The sequence below is a fragment of the Phytobacter sp. V69 genome, from assembly GCF_965644215.1.
GTDB lineage: Bacteria > Pseudomonadota > Gammaproteobacteria > Enterobacterales > Enterobacteriaceae > Phytobacter.
The window spans coordinates 1-4,715 of sequence record NZ_CBFFRL010000281.1 but is presented as its reverse complement, the minus strand read 5'-3'; the positions used below and the strand labels follow the sequence as shown (position 1 = coordinate 4,715).

The following is a 4,715-nucleotide window of genomic DNA, read 5'->3' as shown; positions in this document are numbered from 1 at the left end:
TGTTACTCGCTCATCTGTGGTAGGAAAAACGGGATAACTTATCGGTAGTTAACCCTTCCTCCTACACTCTCCACAATTATGTCCGAGCGTTGCACTTATTATCTGAATTCGCGGTACACCCTCCTGCGTTTTGATGTCTGCTCCTCGCTCATTGCGGACCGTATCGAAATGTGAGTTTTTTAGACTGGCGAGCAGTGCGCTACCAGTCATTCATGCCCGAAGGGCATAAAAGGCGATGCTCAGGTGTCAAACAGGAGTAAATAGTCGAATCGCCGATACCCGGCGAAGCCGGTCTGTTCTGATAGGTTTCACCTATCTCATCCCTCGCCCTGCCAGACCTAAACTAACTTCTAGACAATTTTGTTCTTACCAAGCCTCCCCGAGTGGGCGCAGTTAGCGCCGGACGCTTGCGGCCGGGAACGGCTGGACACTTGTGGCCTGCCGCGCGGTACTGCGAGTGCGCAGCCGTAGGCAAGCTACGGGGGCGTTTCTGCGTAATTACAGGCGAAATTGCTTGCTTTAACACGGTAGCTGCCAGGCGAGAAGGGCTGTCCGCCACGCAGGGGCTTCATTACGCGACCGGAGTGGTCACGACAAGGCGAAGCCGCAGTCGGGGCGTATCTCCGCGTTAGCGGGCCGTCAGGACCGCTTACGGGCGTGTTCTCCGTTATTTCCCGCAGGGTCTTTACAGGCGACATGACCGCCGGGTTATCACACCTGTACGGACAGCGATGGTGTTCCTGGCCTGAGGCCCGGGGCTGCGTACCTGATGAAACCGGGCAGTTCGCCCGCCGCTTCCGGCGGGAGCTACCTCAGACGCGAAGCGTCTTTTCCGGACCGTCGCGGACATCAGTCCGCTGCTGGGGAGGAGGTTATCCATCTGTCCACAGGACGGGCGCCGAACAGGTTTTATCTTTAAAGGTAAGTTATTACAGTTTTTTAAAAGAAAGGACATCGGGTTTTTAAAGGGATCATCGCGGTCTGTAAACATCCCGGGCAGCGGTTAAGAAGCAGTCCGGTCAGAAGATAAAGGGCATACCCTCTCGCGGTTAATGTGGATAACCAGGAAACGGGGCGTGACGACGTGAGCGCAGCGCAATTGTGTGCGACCGGTCACATTCCGGGAGCATGCCGGAGGGGCAGATATGGATGATATCAGTGCGAAAGGTGTTCTGCAGGCGTGCGGGGGCCTCCGGCGCAAACCGGACAGCGGAATTCTGGGCAGGGGAAGTGAAAAGCCGGCGTCAGGCGCCGGGCAGCAGGCAGGGGGTATCCGGCGCTAATGCGCCGGCGTTTTAAGGGGAACTGCGGCGCGGCCGTCAGGTCGTGACCAGCAGGGCGTCGCCGAGTCGCGTGTAGTGGCCGCGCGACAGCTTCATGCGCTCAGACACGCGGCGCTCTATCTCCGTACGCACCGCATCAAGGCTGCCGAAGAAGCGGCCGTTACGGATTTCTTTCTGCAGCTGCAGGCGGACCAGATGCTCGATGTCCCTGCGGGTGCGTGGTGCGTCCCTGCGCGCGCGGTGGCGCTTCATGCCGTGTTCGCGACGTGACTTCTGGTACGCGCGGAAACGCTCCCGGACAAACGACCAGGCGGCGCTGATGAGCTCGCCGGCGTCGGCGCGCGGCTGGCCTTTTTTCTCGCGGCGGCGGTTTTCCCACTCGATGCGGCTGCGGCGTGCGGCCGCAACGGCTTCCTCGGACACGTCCAGCACCTGCCACATCAGCGGCGTGAAGGTGATGTCCGTCGGGATATTGCAGCCAATCTCTTTGTCGTACTCGGTGTGGTAGGTCAGGAGCTTCAGCCGGGCCAGGAACTGCACGGCCCCCGTGAAGCGGGTGATGGAGAGGCGTTTTTTCTCCGTGGCCAGCCCGCAGCGGATGCTCATGGTGGTGAGCGAGGCGCCCACGCGGTTGGCCAGCGGATTAAAGTAGTGGCAGAGCGCCTGCAGCGACGCTTCAAGCGCGCGCATGCGCAGTTCCGGCGGACGGCGGCGGCGTTCGCCGCGGGCAATCGACATCGCAACCAGCGTCTGGAACTCGACGCGCTGCGTAAAGCCGGCCGCCTTCTCACGGAGTTTTTCGCAGAACGGCAGGGTCTTCTTCCCTTTCTCAGGAACGAATTCCGGATTCGGATTCTTTACCTGCCGGTAAAATGACGTGTTTTCAGATACCTGTTCAGTCACGCCTTCCTGCGCTTATGTTGCACAGAAGGAGTACGCGCAGAAGGTGTTGCAGTTTTCCGGGCATAAAACTATACTCCCCGCATAGAGCAACAGCTTCTATGCAGATTCAGTGAGCCCCGTTAATCTTCTACAGTCGCCAAACTTGGATGAAGATTATCGGGGTTTTCTTTTTGCTGGCCTTCAGTAATCTGTCAGTACCAGTCTCCAGCCACCTTATGGCGCGGCAAACCAAATGATCTCAAACGATCTGCAATCTATCACTACATCCGGCATTCGACAAGAAAGTAATGACGTTACCTACTATATACTTTCATTGAACGCCTGTTGCAGAAGTCGTTCAATATACTCAGCCTGAGTTACACCCTCTTTCTCGCATTCAATCAGCAACCGATCTTTAATCGGATTTCGCACAAAGACCTTTAACTCTTTATGCGTCAGTTTTTTTCTGGCCACCGCGGCCTGTTGCTTCTCAGATGCACTTAGCGGATGACCCTTACGGTATGTGCGCTTAGATGTTGATGAGGAAGTGACTGCATTTGCTGACTGCGACATCTTTGCCTCCTCCGTATAAACAGACTGAATTTCGTAGAGAATACTACAAAATCCATAGTTCAACGACTACCTCTAAAAGGCAGTATGCAAAAAGCTGCGTTGGCGCGTAGCTTGCTTTGCTGGAGGTAGCAGGGAAAACGAAAAGATCAATACGAAGAGTGCCAGTCTGTTCCGCCATCCCAGCGTGACTGCCAGTGTTCCAGGTAAGTCTGCGCCAGTGCCGGCACACCCCGCACAACCAGCGCGTTCTCAGAGTTGGACTCCGCGGCGCTGCGGGTGTAGTTAAAGGAGCCGAGCTCAACGTTCTGCCCGTCGGTGATAATCACCTTGTCGTGCATGATTTTGTACTGGCTGTTGGTGCGCAGCGGAATGCCGGCATTCACCACCACGTTCATGGCCGCCTGGCTGGCTTTGCTGCGGTTGCCTTTGTCGTCTACCCCCCCCCTGACGTCCACACCGCGCCGCTTCGCGGCGACCAGAGACTTCACCACTTCGGGTGAGGTGAAGCTGTAGCCCATCAGGCGGATGCTCTCCCGGGCATCGTCCAGCGTGCGCAGCACGAGCTGCTGCGCACTGCCTTCCGGCGAAAATCCGACGTCCAGAGAGGGGGCTGCAAGAGCAGCGCCGGGGGATATGGAGAACCACATTGCTGTCGCCACGGCTGCTAAGTTCAGTTTCATTTCAGACTCCTTTTCAGTCCGGCAAGGGGGGGGGTAAATCAGCTGAAAAACCACGCGTCAACGCTCTCGTGCGTTATCGCCGCCTCACACCGGCAGATACAGACGTCGCCATAGCCACCGTCGTGAGAGGTTGCATACCGCGCAATCGCCCGGGCATCCTGCAGGTTTCTGACAGTCGCAACGAGCCGGTCACTCTGCAACTCCGTAATCCGCCAGTGACCGGCATCAGGCACAATGGCGGGCTCATAAACGAGGCTGGCCGTCCAGTCTCCCCGCCATGGCCAGCTCACGTAGCGCTGGCCCTCAAACTCCGTCTCACTGACGTGCAGCGCCTGCAGTTCCGCCTGCTCAGCAACCCGCCGGTCATCTTCGCGGATTTGCGCATGGTGTTCTCGCGACCACTTCAGCGCACTCAGCCAGGCCGGCTCACTGATTTCGCAGGCAATGCTGTTTATCGCATCAAACACCTCCGTGCTGTATGGACTCAGCGGTACGTCCTCGATGTCATCGTCGGTCACCACAAGAGCGGCCATAAGCAGAGCATGCTCCGCGTCATCGCACAGAAATCCCTTCAGCCGCATCATGGCCAGTGAAACCAGAAGGTTACTCTCGTGCCAGGCAAGAAGGTGCAGGATTTTCCAGGTGGAGTGGGCGATACTCATGGGCAGCCGCTCCCGCCCCACAACACCACGGACAGCTTGCAGGTGCTTCCTGAGGCCGCTGCAGCGGCTCTGATGGCTTGCAGACTTTGTTACGCTGTCAGGCCACCGGTGCCGGAACCAACCAGCGGCATCGCCATCGAGGCAAAACCCTGCTCATCGGCCAGCGCCAGCGCGGACGCCGTGCAGCGGGAAACGACAGCTTCCGTGCTGCGCCACAGCAGATTGAGCCCGGCCACGTGGATAAGGGGTTTATTGAGCAACCCGCCGGAGGTCAGGACGGCACTGCCCGGCCGGAGCCAGCCGTAACGAGCCAGTTCCCTGAAAGGTGCAGGCCCCGCCGCTTTCTGTATCTGGCCGGAAACACCCCCGGGCTGAAAAAACCAGCGCGGGAAAATATTCACATTCCAGGGATTTACAATGCAGGCAGCGTCCTGCGCCAGCAGATTGCCGGTGACAATATTCATAGGGGGCCTTAAGAGGGAGAGGCGGTGTCAGGAAGCTGAAGCAGAAAAAGAGGGCCCGGAGGGCCCTGCTAAACGGCTTAATCAGGGAACAGGATGACCCTGTACACGATTCTGTGTAAATGCCTTTTCTCAGAAGTGACCGTCCAGGCGGTCACCGAACTCGATAATAAA

At 57.9% G+C, this 4,715-nt stretch carries 6 protein-coding genes and 1 pseudogene; all 7 read right to left on the bottom strand.

All coding sequences use genetic code 11. The annotated features are described in order from the left end of the window. Positions 1 to 476: 476 nt before the first annotated feature. Positions 477 to 701 (bottom strand): annotated as a pseudogene (locus ACSZPU_RS23540) (hypothetical protein); the annotation flags it as partial. 618 nt (positions 702 to 1,319) lie between these two features. Continuing rightward, the gene (repA, locus tag ACSZPU_RS23535; RefSeq protein ID WP_499003860.1) at positions 1,320 to 2,186 is read right to left on the bottom strand and encodes a plasmid replication initiator RepA; all 867 of its coding nucleotides are present in this window, start codon (positions 2,184 to 2,186) and stop codon (positions 1,320 to 1,322) included. Beyond that, a complete protein-coding gene (tap, locus tag ACSZPU_RS23530; RefSeq protein ID WP_499003861.1) occupies positions 2,179 to 2,250 on the bottom strand; it encodes a RepA leader peptide Tap in 72 nt (23 codons plus the stop codon). Before tap ends, repA (ACSZPU_RS23535) begins: the two co-directional genes overlap by 8 nt. 236 nt (positions 2,251 to 2,486) lie before the next feature. After that, complete coding sequence (gene repA, locus ACSZPU_RS23525) at positions 2,487 to 2,738, bottom strand: replication regulatory protein RepA (RefSeq protein WP_499003856.1); 252 nt, start codon at positions 2,736 to 2,738, stop codon at positions 2,487 to 2,489. A 146-nt stretch (positions 2,739 to 2,884) separates the two neighbouring features. After that, positions 2,885 to 3,418 carry a phospholipase D family nuclease gene (locus tag ACSZPU_RS23520; protein ID WP_499003855.1) on the bottom strand — a complete coding sequence of 178 codons (534 nt, stop codon included), beginning with the start codon at positions 3,416 to 3,418 and terminating at the stop codon, positions 2,885 to 2,887. A 38-nt stretch (positions 3,419 to 3,456) separates the two neighbouring features. Beyond that, positions 3,457 to 4,080 carry a hypothetical protein gene (locus ACSZPU_RS23515; protein ID WP_499003852.1) on the bottom strand — a complete coding sequence of 208 codons (624 nt, stop codon included), beginning with the start codon at positions 4,078 to 4,080 and terminating at the stop codon, positions 3,457 to 3,459. Between the two features lie 89 nt (positions 4,081 to 4,169). Then, complete coding sequence (locus tag ACSZPU_RS23510) at positions 4,170 to 4,544, bottom strand: macro domain-containing protein (RefSeq protein WP_499003849.1); 375 nt, start codon at positions 4,542 to 4,544, stop codon at positions 4,170 to 4,172. Between the last annotated feature and the right edge of the window lie 171 nt (positions 4,545 to 4,715).

Coding starts and splice junctions, on each gene's coding strand:
- ACSZPU_RS23520 (WP_499003855.1), bottom strand. CDS start 3,418: ATGAAACTGAACTTAGCAGCCGTGGCGACAGCAATGTGGTTCTCCATA.
- ACSZPU_RS23510 (WP_499003849.1), bottom strand. CDS start 4,544: ATGAATATTGTCACCGGCAATCTGCTGGCGCAGGACGCTGCCTGCATT.
- ACSZPU_RS23515 (WP_499003852.1), bottom strand. CDS start 4,080: ATGAGTATCGCCCACTCCACCTGGAAAATCCTGCACCTTCTTGCCTGG.
- repA (WP_499003856.1), bottom strand. CDS start 2,738: ATGTCGCAGTCAGCAAATGCAGTCACTTCCTCATCAACATCTAAGCGC.